Source organism: Paenibacillus sp. FSL K6-1096 (assembly GCF_037977055.1).
GTDB lineage: Bacteria > Bacillota > Bacilli > Paenibacillales > Paenibacillaceae > Paenibacillus_AQ.
On record NZ_CP150274.1, the window covers coordinates 5,716,763 to 5,732,264 of the forward strand.

Sequence of the window (15,502 nt, forward strand, 5' to 3'; positions counted from 1 at the left end):
GCCCGCACCCGGAAAGAACGTCTCCGTCTGCTCCCGGAAGCACCCGGAATTCATCACAGGGCCAAGTGCCCTACAGAGAGGAAGTATCCGTATTATGGCATTACACATCGTGCTGGTGGAACCGGAAATTCCGGCGAACACCGGCAACATCGCCCGCACCTGTGCGGCTACGGGAACTCACCTGCATCTTGTGCATCCGCTGGGCTTCCGCACAGACGATGCGACGCTGAAGCGTGCCGGGCTCGATTATTGGCATGCCGTGCATATTGAATATCACAATTCGTTCAATGAAGTGCTGGAGAAGTACAAGGAGGGCCGGTTCTTCTATGCCACGACCAAGGCCAAGAAGCGGTACACCGATTTCCAGTTCCGTGATGGAGATTTCTTCGTATTCGGCAAAGAAACCAAGGGATTGCCTGCGGAGATCCTGGAAGCCGGACAAGAAACGGCCATGCGGATGCCGATGGGCCAGGCGGTGAGATCGCTGAATCTGTCCAATTCTGCAGCGATTGTGGTCTATGAAGCGCTTCGTCAACTGGATTTCCCAGAACTTTTCTAAAAGTTGACATCATTTTTTATTTTTTTCAGCAGGATTCGACATAAAAGTAACGAAATAGTTGAATAGTGCCGAAATAAGTAGTATGACTACTAATTATAAGTTGAACAGGAGAGTGTAAGTTAGATATGAAACCTGCCGGCGTTGTACGTAAAGTAGATCAGCTGGGTAGAATTGTTCTGCCTAAGTCTCTGCGTAAAAGGTATCAAATGAATGAGGGAGATCCCGTAGAAATTCTCGTTCAGGGCGACCATATTATTCTGGAGCGTTACCGCCCGAAATGTGTCTTTTGCGGGTCAATGGATGGTGTAACCGAATACAAGGACCGTTATATTTGCGCAAGCTGCCTTTCGGAAATGACGCAATTGCCAAGACACGCGTAAGAGCAGACCGCACACTATCTACATAGGGACAGTGCCAGAGCGGCTTCCTGTAACAGGGTTGCTGGTTGGACAATGCTCAAGTACATCATGAACACACACAAAAAAAGAGCGCCGCACATCCGTGCGGTGCTCCTTTTTGCTGTAGGCTTAAAGCCGCTTGCCGATGGGCGCTGCTTAGAGCCCCTTGGTCTTGTCATCATTGTAGGAGGAAGTAAGGATGCCGGCAAGAAACAGCGCAAATACCAGGGTCACGATCCAAAAGGTCAGGGAGAACGACATGCAGGGCACCTCCGTGATGGACTATATTCGTTATCCTGAGTATACCTTGTTCTCCCGCAAAAATAAACGAAAATGTGATATTTAGCATTGACGATATTGCGCCGGGTTACTTGAAGAACAGGAAGCTGGTCGGGACACGGCGCAGATTGCCGTCAGAGGGCTTGTTGATGACCTTGCCTCTGAAGATCAGGGAGGACGAGCCGCCGCCATCCAGATTGTAAGCGTCGATCACACCGAGATTGTACAGCTTGTCCTGCAGCTCGGCCAGGGTAGCCCCGGAGTTGCCGTTCTCATTGTAGCCGTCAGCGACCAGGACCAGCAGCTGGTTATCCTTATAGTTGCCGATTACGGTACGCGGCGCCCGCTTCGGAGCGAGCTGCCATTTCTGCGGAATGACCATCTTGCTCTGGTTCTTCAATAACACTGGAACAAAGGTCGCACCGAAGACCGGCTCAAGCTGATCCAGCTGTGCGCGGCTGGTGAATTTCCCTCCGATCAGCTGGCCGGACTTGTTCAGACCGACGAAGCTGAGATCCTTGTAGCTCGGCTCGAAGCCGTACAGATACTTGCCGCCGACAATAGTCGTCGAGAGCGGGTAACGCTTGCCGTTCTGGTCGGCGAAACCGCCGGCGTTGATGCCGGCTGCTGCGCCGTAGCGGTTCACCGCCTGCAGCGTGGTCTCAGAGGCGCCGGTGCCGTCACCGGCCAGGCTCATTTTCATTGCGGATGTATCCTTCAGTCTGATCTTCAGGGCGTAAGCTGTATAGTTGCCGGGATTAAGCCGGTATAATTCCATGGTTATCCGGTCGCTGTTGATCACATCGGCAGGAATGCCCAGCCGGGACGAGATCCGCCGGTTATAGATCCGCTCAGGGCGGGAGGCCTGCGCAGCCGCTGTACTGACCATCGCATTCATAGCGTTCGTGGTCTGCTTATACAGCTGGGCGCTGGCGCTGATCGAGTCAATGGTGTATGCCGCCTTGTCTTTGGCGGCGGCCAGCTCCTGCTTCAGCTGTTCGGTCTCCTGCACCGGGCCGGGAACAGCAGCGAACGGTTCGGTGTTCAGTGTCAGCTGAAGCGGCGGCTGGTACAGCCACAGACAGAGCAGCAGTCCGAACAATGGAGCGGTCAGGAGCATGAAGAACCGGTTCACTCTTTTGACAGGCGTCATCATTTCAGCAGATCCATCTCTTTCTTGAGCGTATCAAGCTGCTTCTTGACCTCGCTTAATTGCGTGTACAGCTTGTTGCTGTTATCCGTCTTGTTGCTGGCATTATCTTTGGTGAAGGTCAGGAGCTCGTTGAAGGTCTGGACAGTGCTCTGCAGCTCCTTCACCTGCTCGGTCAGGACGGCAATTCTGGATTCGTAATCGGTCTTCAAAACGGCAAGCTGCTGCTGGCTTTGAGATCCAAGCTCGCTCAGCACCTGATCCTTCAGATGGTTAGTGTAGCTGTACACGGCATAAACGCCGGCTGCGATCATCAAAACCCAGAACAGTAAAAACCATTTTACGGAAGAACCGCTTCTCTCTGTGGTTCGCCGAGAGTGTACCCGGGTCGATTCCGCTAGCGGTTGCATTTCATCACCTCATACCATATTTTTTCAAGTCCCCATTCTATCAGACTTTTGGTATTTTCGCAAAAGTGAAAGAGCAGGAGGTGAAACGACAAAAAGTAATTGCATCCGGTTAATCTACTGCGATACAATTTCTATAGATTGGAATATCTGAGGGACGTATTCAAGGTAAAAGAAGGAAGATTGGATTTGACAGCATAGATCCTTGCTTGCGTGTTGACAGGAAACGCTGATAGCGCTCTCCATTCTGGTAAATTATATAGATAGCAGGAGGTCTTGGCAGGAATGATGAAGGTCTGGCGGGTGGTCATTGTGGGGTGTCATCCCACAAGCATGTTAGGAACCAAACTTATACTTGAGGATGAGGAGGAGCTTGCGGTAGACGGAATGTACGCCACCTGGGGAGAATGCCTCCCGGTGGTTGAGGAGTTGAAGCCGGATTTGGTGCTCAGTGATTACCAGATGCCTGAAGGAACGGTGGAGCAGGTGCTGCCGGAGCTCAAAAAAGGCTCGCCAAACTCCCATGTCATTATTATGACGGAGGAGAACGACAAGGATATTTTTCAGCCTCTGATTGAGCTTGGAGCGAGCGGGGTATTGTCGAAGGGAGCCACCCCGGGACAGCTCCTGCAGATGATTAACGGAATCCGTGAAGGTTTCCTCTCCATTCCGCTGGAATGGATCGAGAAGGGCTTCCGGCCGGTCACCTCCTCCAGAGGACTGGAGGGCGTAATGCAGCTGACACAGACTGAGATGTTCATCATGGAACGCATTGTGCAAGGAATTACATACGATAAAATCGCACTGGAGATTCAAGTAAGCCGCCGCTCGATAGACAACTATCTGCGCAAGATTTATGTGAAGCTGGATGTCTCGACCCGGGCGCAGGCCATTGAGAAATTTGCACTGTTCTCCAGGCAGAACAAGCCAATCTACGCATAATCTCTGGATTACGACATAATAGAGTCAGGACCGGAATATTCTTAAACCAGATAAAAGGGGGGAAGCGTATGAAGTATGAGTTCTCTTCGCGCGCACATACATTGTTATCTTCACCGCTGCTTAGCATCCGTAAGCAGACAAGGAAGGGTACGCTGATCTCGCTGGCAGAGGAGCTTCCGGCGGAGGAGCTGTTCCCGCTGCCGCTGTTATCTGAAGCAGCATCTACCGTCATCTCGGAGGATGCAGGGGCTCTCCAGTACGGGGAGCCTGAAGGATACGGCCCGCTGCGGGAATGGCTCACCGGAGACTGGCTGAAGAGCAAAGGTGTGGCGGTGCCCGAAGGCGGGGTGCTGCTGACAACAGGAAGCCAGCAGGCGATTGACTTGCTCTGCCGGGTATATATTGATCCGGGAGACCATGTGCTGGTGGAGAATCCGACCTCACCGGGGATTCTGCAGGCCCTGCGGATGCAGGGGGCCGTTATTATTCCGGTGCAGGGAGACCAGGAGGGGCTGCTGCCGGAGCATCTGCGCAGCATGATCCGCCAGTACCGGCCCAAGATGCTGTTCACCGCCCCTAGCTTCACCAACCCGAGCGGCGTGCTCTGGAGTCTCGCCCGGCGGCAGGAGATTCTGCAGCTGTGCATCTCGCACAATGTATTAATCGTTGAAGATGATTCATACGGGGACCTGCACTTCAGCCGCTACGATAAACACCCTTCGGTGAAATATCCCACCCTGTACGCTATGGAGAATGTCAGTGAAGGCGGACATGTGTTATACATCGGCTCCTTCAGCAAGACCGTCGCGCCTGCGCTGCGGACGGGCTGGGCGGCGGGAAGCCGGGAGCTGGTCGGCATGATGGCGGCTGCCAAGCAGATGGCGGACTGGCAGTCCAGCTCGCTGAACCAGCGGCTGCTGCATCATCTGCTGAGTGTCTCGGCGTTCGATCTGCGGGAGCATATCGCCCTGCTCAACCGCGAATACCATACCCGCCTGAAGCTGATGGCGGAGCTGCTCAAGCGGCCAGCCTGGAAGAGCAGCGTATACGATATGCCGGCAGGCGGCATGTTCCTCTGGGTATCGCTGCCGGAGGGCCTTGACGCCATGGCTCTGCTGCGCGCCTCCCTGGTGAAGGGGGTCGCCTTCCTGCCCGGCCCGCTCTGCTCGGTGAGCGGCGGCTCCGGCCGCATCCGGCTCAACTTCAGCCACCCCGGCCGGGATGAGCTGCTGCTCGGGATGAATCTGATGAGTGAAGCGGTGACCGAATTCACGGCGCGCAGCTAGACGGCGGGAAGCGGATGAACGGTAGGGAGTTTATTAATGAGAAAGACTGCTTCGCCTTGAGGGCCGGCAGTCTTTTTGTTGTAGAGAAGAATGCTAAACTCCGAACATATTGGGCAGATGCGGCGGCGGATGGGGGAATGTAATCGAAAAAGTGAACATATGGAGCGGGTGCGGCGGCGGATGAGGGAATGTAATCGAAAAAGCGAACATATTGGGCAGATGCGAGGACAGGTGAGCGGGATGTGTGCGGAAAAGCGAATACAATGAGGCGGCTGGCGTTCCGCCGGCCGCCTCATTGTAAGCTTGCGGCGCGGCCTACAGCTTGGCCGCGCCCGCACTGATCTCCGCGACTGCTGCATACTCCAGCAGCGCGGCTTTCCCTGCGGTCGTGAGCGTGTAACGGCCGCGCTGTACGCGGAAGAACCACGCATAGTAGTTCTTCTGCAGAATCGCAGCGGCGCCGGGCACGCCGCTGTGCTTACGCAGCGCGGCGGGCGTCACACCGCCGCCGCGCGCAGCGTCGAGGCCGGCCGCCGCCCCGGCGGCTTCGGCCTCCAGGGCCTGCAGCGCGAGTGCCACGCGCAGCGCCTTCTCGCGGTAGGCAGTCACGAGCTTGACGCGCGTGCTGCCGCCGGTGTTGTAGTCCCCGCTGCGCTCACGGAACTCATAGAGCAGGCGCTCGCGGCGGCGCAGCGCGCTGCGGGCCTGCGGCGGCGCGTCGCCCGGCTCCGCGAGCACCTCAACGAGCGGGGCCTTCGTCTTGTAGAAGACGACGGTGATCAGCCCCAGGCCGAGCCGGCGGCACAGCCCGGTGAGCTCGCCCCAGCGCTGGTTCACCGCGCCTTTCTTTGCCCGGACGCGCTCTACCGCGAGGTAGACGTTCGGGCTGAGCCGCAAGCGTTCCACCCCCTGCAGCAGCAGGGCGAGGTTGAACGATTTTTTCATCTCCACGATGAGCGGCGGGTCCTCGTCCTCCCGGATGCCCACCAGGTCGCACGTCCGCACCTCGCCCTTGATCTCATAGCCCTGCCGCTCAAAAAAAGCCTTAAGCGGAGCATACAGCTCCGTCTCCTGTCTGATTGCCATTTGAATGTCACTCCTGCGCCCGGATGGCAGCTTAATCCTAACCCGGTGATCATGATTCTCTATTATAGCACAGCAAAAAAGAGGTCAACTATTCCGGGCTCCGCGCATAGTTATGTAATACACTTTCTAAGCTTGGTGGAGTAAGCAGGAGCGCAAGAGGAGGCAGCGAGCCAATGGATATTTTTGAGCGTATAGCTTCGTATCGGGCTGAGAACGACCGTTTGGCGTGGAGCGGCACTTTCAAGGACTATATAGAACTGCTGAAACTGGACCCCGCTCCCGCAAAAACGGCTCATGCCCGCGTCTACGACATGATCAAGTCACACGGCGTCGAGGAAATCAACGGGCGGAAGAGGTATAAGTTTTTTGAACAGGAGATCTTTGGACTGGACCGTGCCGTGGAAAAGCTGGTGGAGGAGTACTTCCATTCGGCCGCCCGGCGGCTGGATGTGCGCAAACGGATTCTGCTATTGATGGGACCGGTCAGCGGGGGGAAGTCCACCCTGGTGACGCTGCTGAAGCGCGGGCTGGAGCAGTATTCACGCACTGAGGAAGGTGCGGTCTACGCGATTGAAGGCTGCCCGATGCATGAGGACCCGCTGCATCTGATTCCGCTGGAGCTGCGCCCGGAGATCGAACGCGAGCTGGGGGTGCGGATTGAAGGCAATCTCTGCCCGTCCTGCCAGATGCGGCTGAAGAATGAGTATGGCGGGGATATCGAAGCGGTGCCGGTGGTGCGGGTGCTGTTCTCGGAAGGCGAGCGGGTGGGCATCGGGACCTTCAGCCCCTCCGATCCGAAGTCACAGGATATTGCCGACCTGACGGGCAGCATCGACTTCTCCACGATTACTGAATACGGCTCAGAGTCCGATCCGCGGGCCTACCGCTTCGACGGCGAGCTGAACAAGGCGAACCGCGGGCTGATGGAGTTCCAGGAGATGCTGAAGTGTGACGAGAAGTTTCTGTGGAATCTGCTGTCGCTGACCCAGGAGGGCAATTTCAAGGCCGGCCGGTTTGCACTGATCAGTGCAGACGAATTGATTGTGGCCCATACGAACGAGACCGAATATAAAGCCTTCATCGCCAATAAAAAGAACGAAGCGCTCCAGTCCCGCATGATTGTCATGCCTGTACCCTACAATCTGCGCGTGTCGGAGGAGGAGAAAATCTACGCCAAGCTGATTGCCCAGAGCGATATGAAGCATGTGCATATTGCCCCCCATGCGCTGCGCGCGGCGGCGATCTTCTCGATCCTGACCCGGCTCAAGGAGAGCAAGAAGCAGGGCATGGACCTGATCAAGAAGCTGCGCATGTACGACGGCGAAGAGGTGGAGGGCTACAAGGAAGCCGATCTCAAGGAGATGCAGACCGAGTATCTGGATGAGGGCATGTCCGGCGTAGACCCGCGGTATGTCATCAACCGTATTTCCAGCGCCTTGATCAAGGGCGATCTGCAATGCATGAACGCGCTGGATGTGCTGCGGGCGATCAAGGACGGCCTGGACCAGCATCCTTCGATTACGAAGGAGGAGCGCGAGCGGTATCTTAACTTCATTTCCATCGCCCGCAAGGAATACGATATTCTCGCCAAGAGCGAGGTGCAGAAGGCGTTTGTGTACTCTTTTGAGGAATCCGCCAAAACGCTGTTCGAGAATTATCTCGACAATATCGAAGCCTTCTGCAACTGGTCCAAAATCCGTGATCCGCTCACGGACGAGGAGATGGAGCCGGATGAGCGGCTGATGCGCTCGATTGAAGAGCAGATCGGCATCTCCGAGAATGCCAAGAAGGCCTTCCGGGAAGAGATTCTGATCCGGATCTCCGCTTACTCCCGCAAGGGCAAGAAGTTCGAGTACAACAATCACGACCGGCTGCGGGAAGCGATTGAGAAGAAGCTGTTCGCAGACCTCAAGGATATCGTCAAAATCACCACCTCCTCCAAAACGCCGGATGAGAGCCAGCTCAAACGGATCAACGAGGTCAGCCGCCGCCTGATCGACGAGCATGATTACTGCCCGATCTGCGCCAATGAGCTGCTGAAATATGTCGGAAGCCTGCTGAACCGCTGACGGTGAGAATGCTGAGGATGCTTCACGGATAAAGGGGAATCGGGACTGCCTGCGGGCAGTCCTTAGGTCTGTTACGGGTTAAAGAACATATCCATGCGTATGCAAAAAAAAAGGATATCCCGCCCGTCATGGGCTTAAGGATATCCCCTGCTGCAGTCGTTCAGGCTCAGGCTTAGTCCTTGGAAGCTTTGTCCTCTTCGGCTTCGGCAGCTCCTTTGGCTTTCTTGGCCTCAGCCTCTTTGCCGCCAATCTTGATGCTTAATTGCCCGTTGTATTTGCCTACCTGTCCGCCTAGGCCGATCCCGGCACCTTGCCCGCCGCCGAGCTGGGCCTTGGCTCCTGCACCGAGGCCATGCTCGCCGCCAAGCTGCACATTTGCCTTAAGCCCGGCGCCTTCGCTGAGGCCCAGGTGTCCGCCGGCCTCAGCACTCAGCCCGTGTTCGCCTCCGGCTTGCGCTCCCAGCTGGGCCTTTGCGCCTTCGCCGCCGCCGACTTGGGCCTTGCCCTGTGCAGCTACGCCGTATTTGCCGAAGGCCTGGGCTCCGGCGTTCACACCGAGTCCCTGCCCGCCGCCCAGATGGGTATCGCCATGGGCTTCAATGCCATAGGACGGGCTGCCGATATGGCCGCCGGCCTGTACTCCTGCGCCGTCCAAGCCCAATTTCCCGCCGGCGCTTACGCCAATGCCGTGCTTGCCGCCGATCTCGCCTCCGGCCTCTGCCTGAATGCCCTGCCCGCCGCCTGCGTTAGCATTCATATGGCCCTTGACGAGCTCAATATCGGTGGCAGGGCTAACGTCCGGCTGGGGAGGCGGACTTGGCTCCGAGCGGGTCAGATGGTAGTAGTGGGAATAAGGAAAAGGGTCATACTCCGGGAAATGACGATAGGCGGAAGGAGAAGCTGGACGGTTCTGGTCTTCGTTCCCATTGGTCATGTGGATTACCTCCATTATTCATTTCATTATAATAGCCTATTCACGCCAGTGTGGAATGATAACCCCGGAATCAGGAGAATCCGGGTGGAATTCAGCAAGACAGGAGCGGTCCCGGACACGGCCCTCTGTTATAATCGAATGAGCTATGTTTTACAGAAAGGCCGGTGGAGCCCTTGAATTACAGCAGAGAGATCGGGCGGAGTATTGAATATATTGAGGAGCATTTGCGGGAGAACCTGACGGCAGAGCAGATTGCGGCGCATGCGGGGTATTCGCTGTACCATTTCTGCCGGATGTTCAGCCAGGTCCAGAGCATGCCGGTCATGGAATATGTGCGGAGCCGGAGGCTGTCGCTGGCCGCTGTAGATTTATTTCACGGGCGGAGAATTACGGATATCGCGCTGGAATACGGCTTCGAGACCCCCGGCGGCTTCGCCAAAGCCTTCCGCAAGACCTACGGCTACAGCCCCTCCCAGTACGCAGTCCGGATGAACGGCTATGTCCGGGACCGGCTGGAGTATGACATCCGGGAATACATTGCGGAGCCTGTTTTGGTGACGAGGCCTGCTTTTAACGTAGCGGGGTATGGAATTGAGACCGATGTGGAGGCCGGACATGCCACGCAGGATGTCGCTTCGTTCTGGTATCATTATGAAGGGGATAACCTGGAGGACCAAATGTATGCGAAGCTGAACCCGCCCAGACACGGGGAGGTCGGCTTATGTATACCGGCAGACGCGGGCGGCAATGCTGTGTATCTGCTGGGGGTAATCGTGGATGACTTCAACCTGGTCACTTCAGACATGCTTACGGCTGTAGTTCCGGCGGCGCAGTACGCAGTATTCACAACACCTCCGGTGGACGCTACCGATACGGCGAGACCGGAGACTTTTGCCGAGGTGGTCAAAAGTACCTGGAGATATATCTTCGAGGACTGGTTCCCGGGAAGCGGCTATGTGCATGATGAGGGCAAGCTGAACTTTGAATTCTACGACGAGCGCTGCCACGCCCGGGTGGATTCGGTGATGGAGATTTATGTTCCGGTGCGGGGGCGCGGGTTCCATGAAAGCGTCAAGTAGGTTATAGTAATAAGTGGAAAAATAGAGTGGAGGAGCTAACGGTGGCTAAACAACGCAAGATTTTACTAACTGTAACCGTATTGTACACATTGCTTGTGCTGTATTTTATGTTTTTCGCTTTCGGCAGAGGAGAGGCTTCGGATAACGTTTCGGGATATACCTTTATTTTCGTGCCCGATAATTTCCTTCATTTGCCGGCTCCAGCTGATCTTATGCCTCCCACTCTGATGGATTTGGTGGGTTTCGGGAACACGCTTGCGTTTATTCCGTTCGGTATATTGATTCCCTGGCTGTACCGGGTCGGCTTCGTCCGGTTCATCAGCTTATTCTTCATCGCGATTCTTGTGCTGGAAACGATCCAGGCTCTTACGTTCCTGGGCAGCTTCGATATCAACGACGCTCTTCAGAATACGATTGGTGCAGCCCTCGGTTTTGGGGCATACAAGCTTGGCTTCCGTTACCGGAGCCTCGGGCGCAATCTGGTCGCAACGGCTATATCGGGGGTGATTCTTTTTATAGCTTTATGGGGATTAGGGGCAGCGGTAGACAAAATAATCACTAAAGTAGAGGGTCCGTTTACGGCGATCACTGAATGGACGGACACCTCGGGCAATTCTTCCACCGGAGACAAACCGGGCAGTATTCAAATCAACGGACAGCAGATACCGCTCCGCAATACCTTATATGGCGCTGAAAACGGAGATTCCAGCACGTTCACGTACAAGTCTGTGGGGCAGACAATTTTCTCCTTCCATTACGGGAATCCCGAACCAACGGATTATTCCGGAGACGTCAGTGTTACCCTGGACGGCAGGGAGATTATGAGCAATTCCGGAGAACTTCAGCGTACTGATCCTGATCTGTTCCCGGGGTTATTCGAAATTCCGCTTGAGCCGGGGGATGAGCTGAAGATCACGGTTAGGGGCGAAATGAAAGTATGGGATGCCGGGTATAAGCGGATGCAGTATTTCTGGAACTGAGTGCTTGATCTTCCACTAAGAGAGGATGGGTGACGGTAATGAAAATGGCATTTGTAGTGTTCGACGGTATGACCATTATGGACCTTGTGGGCTTCTATGAAGCAGTGAGCTGGGTGGCGATCCAGAAGGCGATGGAGAATGTATCCTGGACCTTCTGCGCCAATAAGGCGGAGGTGACGGATGACCGGGGGCTGACCATGAAGGCTAATGAGGTGCTGCCTGATCTGGGGGCATTTGATCTGGTCTTCCTCCCGGGCGGTCTTGCCACGCGGACACTGCGCTTCGACGAGGACTTCATAAGCTGGATACGGACGGCAGAAGGCGCACGCTATAAGGTGTCGGTCTGCACGGGGGCGCTGCTCTTAGGGGCGGCAGGATTCCTGGAGGGTAAAAAAGCGACCACGAACTCGTCAGCCTACGACCTGCTTGCCCCATACTGCGGGGAGGTCATTAAGGCCCGGGCCGTCCGGGACGGTGATACCTTTACCGGAGGCGGAGTGACGTCTTCCATCGACCTCGGCCTGTACCTGATCGAGTGCTTAGTGGACACCGACACTGCGCGCCTGGTGCAGCGAAGACTGGAGTACCCTTACTACCAGGCAGGTAATCTGAGCGATATTTACTATCCGTATGAAGATAAATAGACAGTTGGTCTCCGGTAATTTAGAATCAAGAAAGGCAAGCCCCGCCGGGGGTTGCCTTTGCACGTATATCCAGCTCATGCACCTTTGCGGCGGCTCAATGTAATCGGTTTTTCCATTACATTTGGCCATAAGCCTGCGTCGTGGCTCAATGTGATCGGTTTTTCGACTATATTTGGTCATATCCATGCGCCGCTGCTTAATGTAATCGGTTTTTCGATTACATTTGGTCATAAGCCTGCGTCGTGGCTCAATGTGATCGGTTTTTCGACTACATTTGGTCATATCCATGCGCCGCTGCTTAATGTGATCGGTTTTTCGATTACATTTTGGATTCCTTATTCGTAAGAGCACTTATCCATGGGCAGGCGTAAATCAGAATTCCCTAAACAGCAAGAAAGGCAAGCCCCTCCGGGGGCTTGCCTTTCTTCTGTTATTGCTGGGCTGCGGCATCTAATTGAACCGCTACATAGCTTCCCAGCTCAACCATGCCTGCGCTATCCAACTTGCTGGCATCGTATTGCTTGATGACCTCGGCGGTTTTCTGCATCAGCTCCGAGCTGCCGGTATCGGCCAGAACGCGCAGGACCACCAGGGTCTCCCCTTGCTTCAACTGCTCGGCGAGCTTGTTCTTGTAATCATCCAGGGAATCTACCTCCAGCCCCTGGGTCACGTAATAATCGTAGGCATTGCTGGTCGCCTTGAACAGAGGCAGCTCATGGTCCAGCCAGTAGGCTTTGTCCATTATATACTCCACATCGGTGGCTGTAGCGTCATTGGAGTTGTAGAGCAGATAAGGCAGTCCGGTATTGGTGGCATTGTTGGTCGGATCGACATTGACCCATTCATCCCCGATCTTCACCTTGTTCCAGGCGTGACTCACGCCGCTCATGGTTCCTGTGACGACCATCGAAGGGACCTGGACCAGGTCGGAGAGCAGTTGGAAGGTGTGCGCGTAGCTCATGCATACCCCGATCTTTTTGACCAGAATGCCGTAGGTACTAAAAGAATCGTTATATTTCGCATCCACCGTCTTAAAATCCTGCTCCTCGGCATTCTCAAGCGCGGCATCATCGTAGGCCGTGTTGTCATTCAGGTAATTGTAGATCGCCATCTGCTTGTCATCGGCGCTCATGCCGTCCTTGATAATGGCTGCGATGACCTTGTCGGCCTCGGCCAGAATCTCCTTCTGCTTGGAACGGATCACCTCGGCAGAATCATCGAAGGTCACTTTCAGTGTAAGCGTCTTATAATCATACCCGTAGCCGCGGAATCCGAGAATTAGCGGGTTCTGGTAGACAACCTTCTGGATGACATCGACCAGAGTACGGGCATTCTGCGCCTCCGGGAAGGCCTGCAGCGGGATTTCGGTCTCACCATTGATCAGTGTCAAGGCTAGATACTCTTCCAGCGCAGAGTCGGCATGAATCAGATCTGCCCGGATCGTGGTGCCCGGTACCGCCTGCTTGTTGCCTTCGTCTACCTTGTTTTTGGTATTCTCTTTTTGCTGGTCAATAAGGTTATTACCGGGTTCTCCGGCGTTTCCGCTGCCGCTGTCGTCAATAATGGTCGGTACATCAGGAGCAGGCACATAATCAGTATTATTCTCCGGCTCGACATACCCCGGGTTGGCCCCTTTGCTCTGGGCGGCAGCAAGGCTCTTCAGATCTGCTTCCGTCAGCTGTGATACCTGGACATATCCCTTGAGTGCGGTGCCTTGAATCGAGTAGGGAAGGTCGATAGGGCCGGATGGTTTAAGCGTGTCAGCGTCTGTGTCGTATATAACCGCTGCCGGTGCTTTGGAGCCGTCAATATACTCAACTGGGACAGCCTTCGGCAGCTCGGCGGCATTCTTGAACAGCTTCAGGTTAATATTATCCTCGGAAGCTACAGTACGCGGGAGCCGTTTTGACATCGCTACCGTATCAACCGAGGAGCTGAAGCTGGACTCTTTGTCTCCCTGCACGGCAGTAACGTAGTATTCACCTTGTACATTGTTGTTCTGGATACTGGTGATCGTCTCATCGACAATCCCCAGCGCACCGCGCCCGTCCTTCATGAAGTCGTTATAGGCATTGCCCTGCACCGTTGCAATCTTCAGCGGACGCTGATCCGCATAACCCTGCTCGGCGCCGCTGAGCGGCTCATTGGTGTTCTCCATCGTAATATGGGAGGCGCTGTAAATATTGTAGCTCTCCGCGCCCGGTACCTCATTCCAGACCAGGGTCAATCGTCCGTCCGGACTGATGTCGGCCTGCAGATTGGGCACCGGCAGATCCGATTTTACCGTGAACGGAATAATTATCGGCTGCTTCAGCGGCGTAGGCTTGGACGCATCCAGATCATAGTTGAGCCGGATGTAGTAGACAGGGGCATTCCCCCAGGAGCTGTCTCCCGTGGCACGCAGAGAATCGGATGGAAGTACACCGAAGCCGAGCGGCTTGATGGAGTACACGCTTTTGCCGTCTACAAGCTGTGAATCCTCCAGCGTTGCAACCTTGCTCTCGGGCAGCGCCTTGATATCGGTATGTACGGACAGCGTTTTGCCGATTGCGTCAGAGCCCAGATCCGTATTGAACCGGAAAACGAATTCCATATCCTGATCCACATTATACATCGGCATGATGCCGGGATTGCTGTCTTCCTCGTCATCCTCATATTTCTGCTTCAGATCATACACCGTCTGCGAAGCATCCGGCGGCGGGTTCCCCGCAGTGCTCTTCGGCTCAGCTGACGCACTGGCCTGCGGCGTTGCTGACGGTCCCGGACCGGCTTCCTTGCTGCTCCCCATGCAGCCTGTCAGCACTATGCACAGGATAAGCATAATGACTGCCAGTTGTTTCACTTTCCATATCCTCTTCACTTTCACCTTCATGCTTGTCCTCTCCCGTCTGTTTCTGTTTGTCTATTTGAGTTTTATAACCCATCCAGACACGATTAAAACAAATTTGGGATATTTTATATTTATTAGTTTGAGGCGAGGGGTGGGGCGGCAAGGGTGCGCTGAGTTTTTGGGGGGAATCATGTTATAATTCAAGTACACTCAATCCGCTTGTAGCGAAGGAGGCTGGGCCCAGTGTCGAACCCGGATGAGAAGAAGCGTCATACGTATCAGGATTGGCTGTCGTGGGAGGGACCATGGGAATTAATTAACGGCCAGGCTCATAATATGTCACCCGCTCCAACTGCCCTTCACCAGTTTGTTGTAGGGGAGTTATACTTCGCACTGCGCACACACTTGCAGAATAAGAGCTGTCATGTGTTTGTCGCCCCGTTCGATGTTTTCTTCAGCGAGAGCAATTCAATGAACACGCCCGATCATGTCGTCCAGCCTGATCTGTCTGTGGTCTGCTCAAGGGATCAGATTACGAAGAACGGCTGCCACGGTGCGCCGACAATGATTATCGAAGTATTATCGCCGTCAACGGCGCTCAAGGACTTCAATGAGAAGTTCAATCTGTATCAGAAATATAGCGTTCAGGAATACTGGATTGTCGATCCCGGCAACCGGACGGCTCATGTATATGCCTTGCAGGAGGGCATCTATCAGGTTCGTAACTTATATTCTGAGCAAGATTATGCGTCTTCGCAAGTGTTCCAGGATCTCAAAATCCCGCTGGGCAGGCTGTTTGACATGGAGACCCGGCCTGAAGGCACAAACAACCCAGCCGCAGATTAATTGCGCGTAACAA

16 protein-coding genes are annotated in these 15,502 nt (G+C 54.9%); 11 read left to right on the forward strand and 5 right to left on the reverse strand.

Features of this window, described 5'->3' with window-relative positions:
- The first annotated feature begins 94 nt into the window (after positions 1-94).
- From trmL to MHI24_RS25240, 3 genes are all read left to right on the forward strand, one after another.
- A complete protein-coding gene (trmL, locus tag MHI24_RS25230; RefSeq protein WP_340022300.1) occupies positions 95-559 on the forward strand; it encodes a tRNA (uridine(34)/cytosine(34)/5-carboxymethylaminomethyluridine(34)-2'-O)-methyltransferase TrmL in 465 nt (154 codons plus the stop codon).
- A gap of 125 nt (positions 560-684) precedes the next feature.
- Complete coding sequence (locus tag MHI24_RS25235; protein WP_238653222.1) at positions 685-939, forward strand: AbrB/MazE/SpoVT family DNA-binding domain-containing protein; 255 nt, start codon at positions 685-687, stop codon at positions 937-939.
- A 217-nt stretch (positions 940-1,156) separates the two neighbouring features.
- Complete coding sequence (locus MHI24_RS25240; RefSeq protein WP_340026867.1) at positions 1,157-1,303, forward strand: hypothetical protein; 147 nt, start codon at positions 1,157-1,159, stop codon at positions 1,301-1,303.
- A 21-nt stretch (positions 1,304-1,324) separates the two neighbouring features.
- Here MHI24_RS25240 and MHI24_RS25245 read toward each other — a convergent pair whose 3' ends face one another.
- On the reverse strand, positions 1,325-2,392 hold the full coding sequence (locus tag MHI24_RS25245; protein ID WP_340022301.1) for a phosphodiester glycosidase family protein: 1,068 nt from the start codon (positions 2,390-2,392) through the stop codon (positions 1,325-1,327).
- On the reverse strand, positions 2,389-2,796 hold the full coding sequence (locus tag MHI24_RS25250; RefSeq protein WP_340022302.1) for a hypothetical protein: 408 nt from the start codon (positions 2,794-2,796) through the stop codon (positions 2,389-2,391). The genes MHI24_RS25245 and MHI24_RS25250 overlap by 4 nt, the downstream gene beginning before the upstream one ends.
- Positions 2,797-3,078: 282 nt before the next feature.
- On the opposite strand from MHI24_RS25250, the gene MHI24_RS25255 reads away from it, so the two are divergent.
- Entirely contained in the window at positions 3,079-3,735 is a 657-nt protein-coding gene (locus MHI24_RS25255) for a response regulator transcription factor (RefSeq protein ID WP_340022304.1), read from the forward strand.
- A gap of 68 nt (positions 3,736-3,803) precedes the next feature.
- Positions 3,804-5,021: a PLP-dependent aminotransferase family protein gene (locus tag MHI24_RS25260; RefSeq protein ID WP_340022305.1), complete on the forward strand. Its 1,218-nt coding sequence runs from the start codon at positions 3,804-3,806 to the stop codon at positions 5,019-5,021.
- Positions 5,022-5,336: 315 nt separating this feature from the next.
- On the opposite strand, the gene MHI24_RS25265 is transcribed toward MHI24_RS25260, so the two are convergent.
- Positions 5,337-6,107 (reverse strand): DUF2161 family putative PD-(D/E)XK-type phosphodiesterase, encoded by a 771-nt coding sequence (locus tag MHI24_RS25265; protein WP_340022306.1) that lies wholly within the window; start codon positions 6,105-6,107, stop codon positions 5,337-5,339.
- A 173-nt stretch (positions 6,108-6,280) separates the two neighbouring features.
- On the opposite strand from MHI24_RS25265, the gene MHI24_RS25270 reads away from it, so the two are divergent.
- Complete coding sequence (locus MHI24_RS25270; RefSeq protein WP_340022307.1) at positions 6,281-8,176, forward strand: PrkA family serine protein kinase; 1,896 nt, start codon at positions 6,281-6,283, stop codon at positions 8,174-8,176.
- 172 nt (positions 8,177-8,348) lie between these two features.
- Here MHI24_RS25270 and MHI24_RS25275 read toward each other — a convergent pair whose 3' ends face one another.
- Positions 8,349-9,110, reverse strand: coding sequence for a hypothetical protein (locus MHI24_RS25275; RefSeq protein WP_340022308.1), 762 nt, complete (start codon positions 9,108-9,110; stop codon positions 8,349-8,351).
- Positions 9,111-9,283: 173 nt separating this feature from the next.
- On the opposite strand from MHI24_RS25275, the gene MHI24_RS25280 reads away from it, so the two are divergent.
- From MHI24_RS25280 to MHI24_RS25295, 4 genes are read left to right on the forward strand one after another with little or no spacing between them, the layout of a single operon-like run.
- The gene (locus MHI24_RS25280; protein ID WP_340022309.1) at positions 9,284-10,189 is read left to right on the forward strand and encodes a helix-turn-helix domain-containing protein; all 906 of its coding nucleotides are present in this window, start codon (positions 9,284-9,286) and stop codon (positions 10,187-10,189) included.
- Positions 10,190-10,230: 41 nt separating this feature from the next.
- Positions 10,231-11,169, forward strand: a complete 939-nt coding sequence (locus MHI24_RS25285; RefSeq protein ID WP_340022311.1) for a VanZ family protein — start codon at positions 10,231-10,233, stop codon at positions 11,167-11,169.
- A 38-nt stretch (positions 11,170-11,207) separates the two neighbouring features.
- Complete coding sequence (locus tag MHI24_RS25290; protein WP_340022312.1) at positions 11,208-11,813, forward strand: DJ-1/PfpI family protein; 606 nt, start codon at positions 11,208-11,210, stop codon at positions 11,811-11,813.
- 57 nt (positions 11,814-11,870) lie between these two features.
- On the forward strand, positions 11,871-12,158 hold the full coding sequence (locus MHI24_RS25295; protein ID WP_340022313.1) for a hypothetical protein: 288 nt from the start codon (positions 11,871-11,873) through the stop codon (positions 12,156-12,158).
- Positions 12,159-12,243: 85 nt separating this feature from the next.
- Here the strand turns inward: MHI24_RS25295 and MHI24_RS25300 are convergent, their stop codons facing one another.
- Positions 12,244-14,655 carry a transglutaminase-like domain-containing protein gene (locus MHI24_RS25300; RefSeq protein WP_340022314.1) on the reverse strand — a complete coding sequence of 804 codons (2,412 nt, stop codon included), beginning with the start codon at positions 14,653-14,655 and terminating at the stop codon, positions 12,244-12,246.
- A 231-nt stretch (positions 14,656-14,886) separates the two neighbouring features.
- Here MHI24_RS25300 and MHI24_RS25305 point away from each other — a divergent pair, with 231 nt between their 5' ends.
- On the forward strand, positions 14,887-15,489 hold the full coding sequence (locus tag MHI24_RS25305) for a Uma2 family endonuclease (RefSeq protein WP_340022315.1): 603 nt from the start codon (positions 14,887-14,889) through the stop codon (positions 15,487-15,489).
- Positions 15,490-15,502 lie beyond the last annotated feature (13 nt).

Bases quoted from the DNA above. Each gene is read 5' to 3' on its own strand.
- trmL (WP_340022300.1), top strand. From the start codon at position 95: ATGGCATTACACATCGTGCTGGTGGAACCGGAAATTCCGGCGAACACC.
- MHI24_RS25235 (WP_238653222.1), top strand. From the start codon at position 685: ATGAAACCTGCCGGCGTTGTACGTAAAGTAGATCAGCTGGGTAGAATT.
- MHI24_RS25240 (WP_340026867.1), top strand. From the start codon at position 1,157: ATGCCGGCAAGAAACAGCGCAAATACCAGGGTCACGATCCAAAAGGTC.
- MHI24_RS25245 (WP_340022301.1), bottom strand. From the start codon at position 2,392: ATGATGACGCCTGTCAAAAGAGTGAACCGGTTCTTCATGCTCCTGACC.
- MHI24_RS25250 (WP_340022302.1), bottom strand. From the start codon at position 2,796: ATGCAACCGCTAGCGGAATCGACCCGGGTACACTCTCGGCGAACCACA.
- MHI24_RS25255 (WP_340022304.1), top strand. From the start codon at position 3,079: ATGATGAAGGTCTGGCGGGTGGTCATTGTGGGGTGTCATCCCACAAGC.
- MHI24_RS25260 (WP_340022305.1), top strand. From the start codon at position 3,804: ATGAAGTATGAGTTCTCTTCGCGCGCACATACATTGTTATCTTCACCG.
- MHI24_RS25265 (WP_340022306.1), bottom strand. From the start codon at position 6,107: ATGGCAATCAGACAGGAGACGGAGCTGTATGCTCCGCTTAAGGCTTTT.
- MHI24_RS25270 (WP_340022307.1), top strand. From the start codon at position 6,281: ATGGATATTTTTGAGCGTATAGCTTCGTATCGGGCTGAGAACGACCGT.
- MHI24_RS25275 (WP_340022308.1), bottom strand. From the start codon at position 9,110: ATGACCAATGGGAACGAAGACCAGAACCGTCCAGCTTCTCCTTCCGCC.
- MHI24_RS25290 (WP_340022312.1), top strand. From the start codon at position 11,208: ATGAAAATGGCATTTGTAGTGTTCGACGGTATGACCATTATGGACCTT.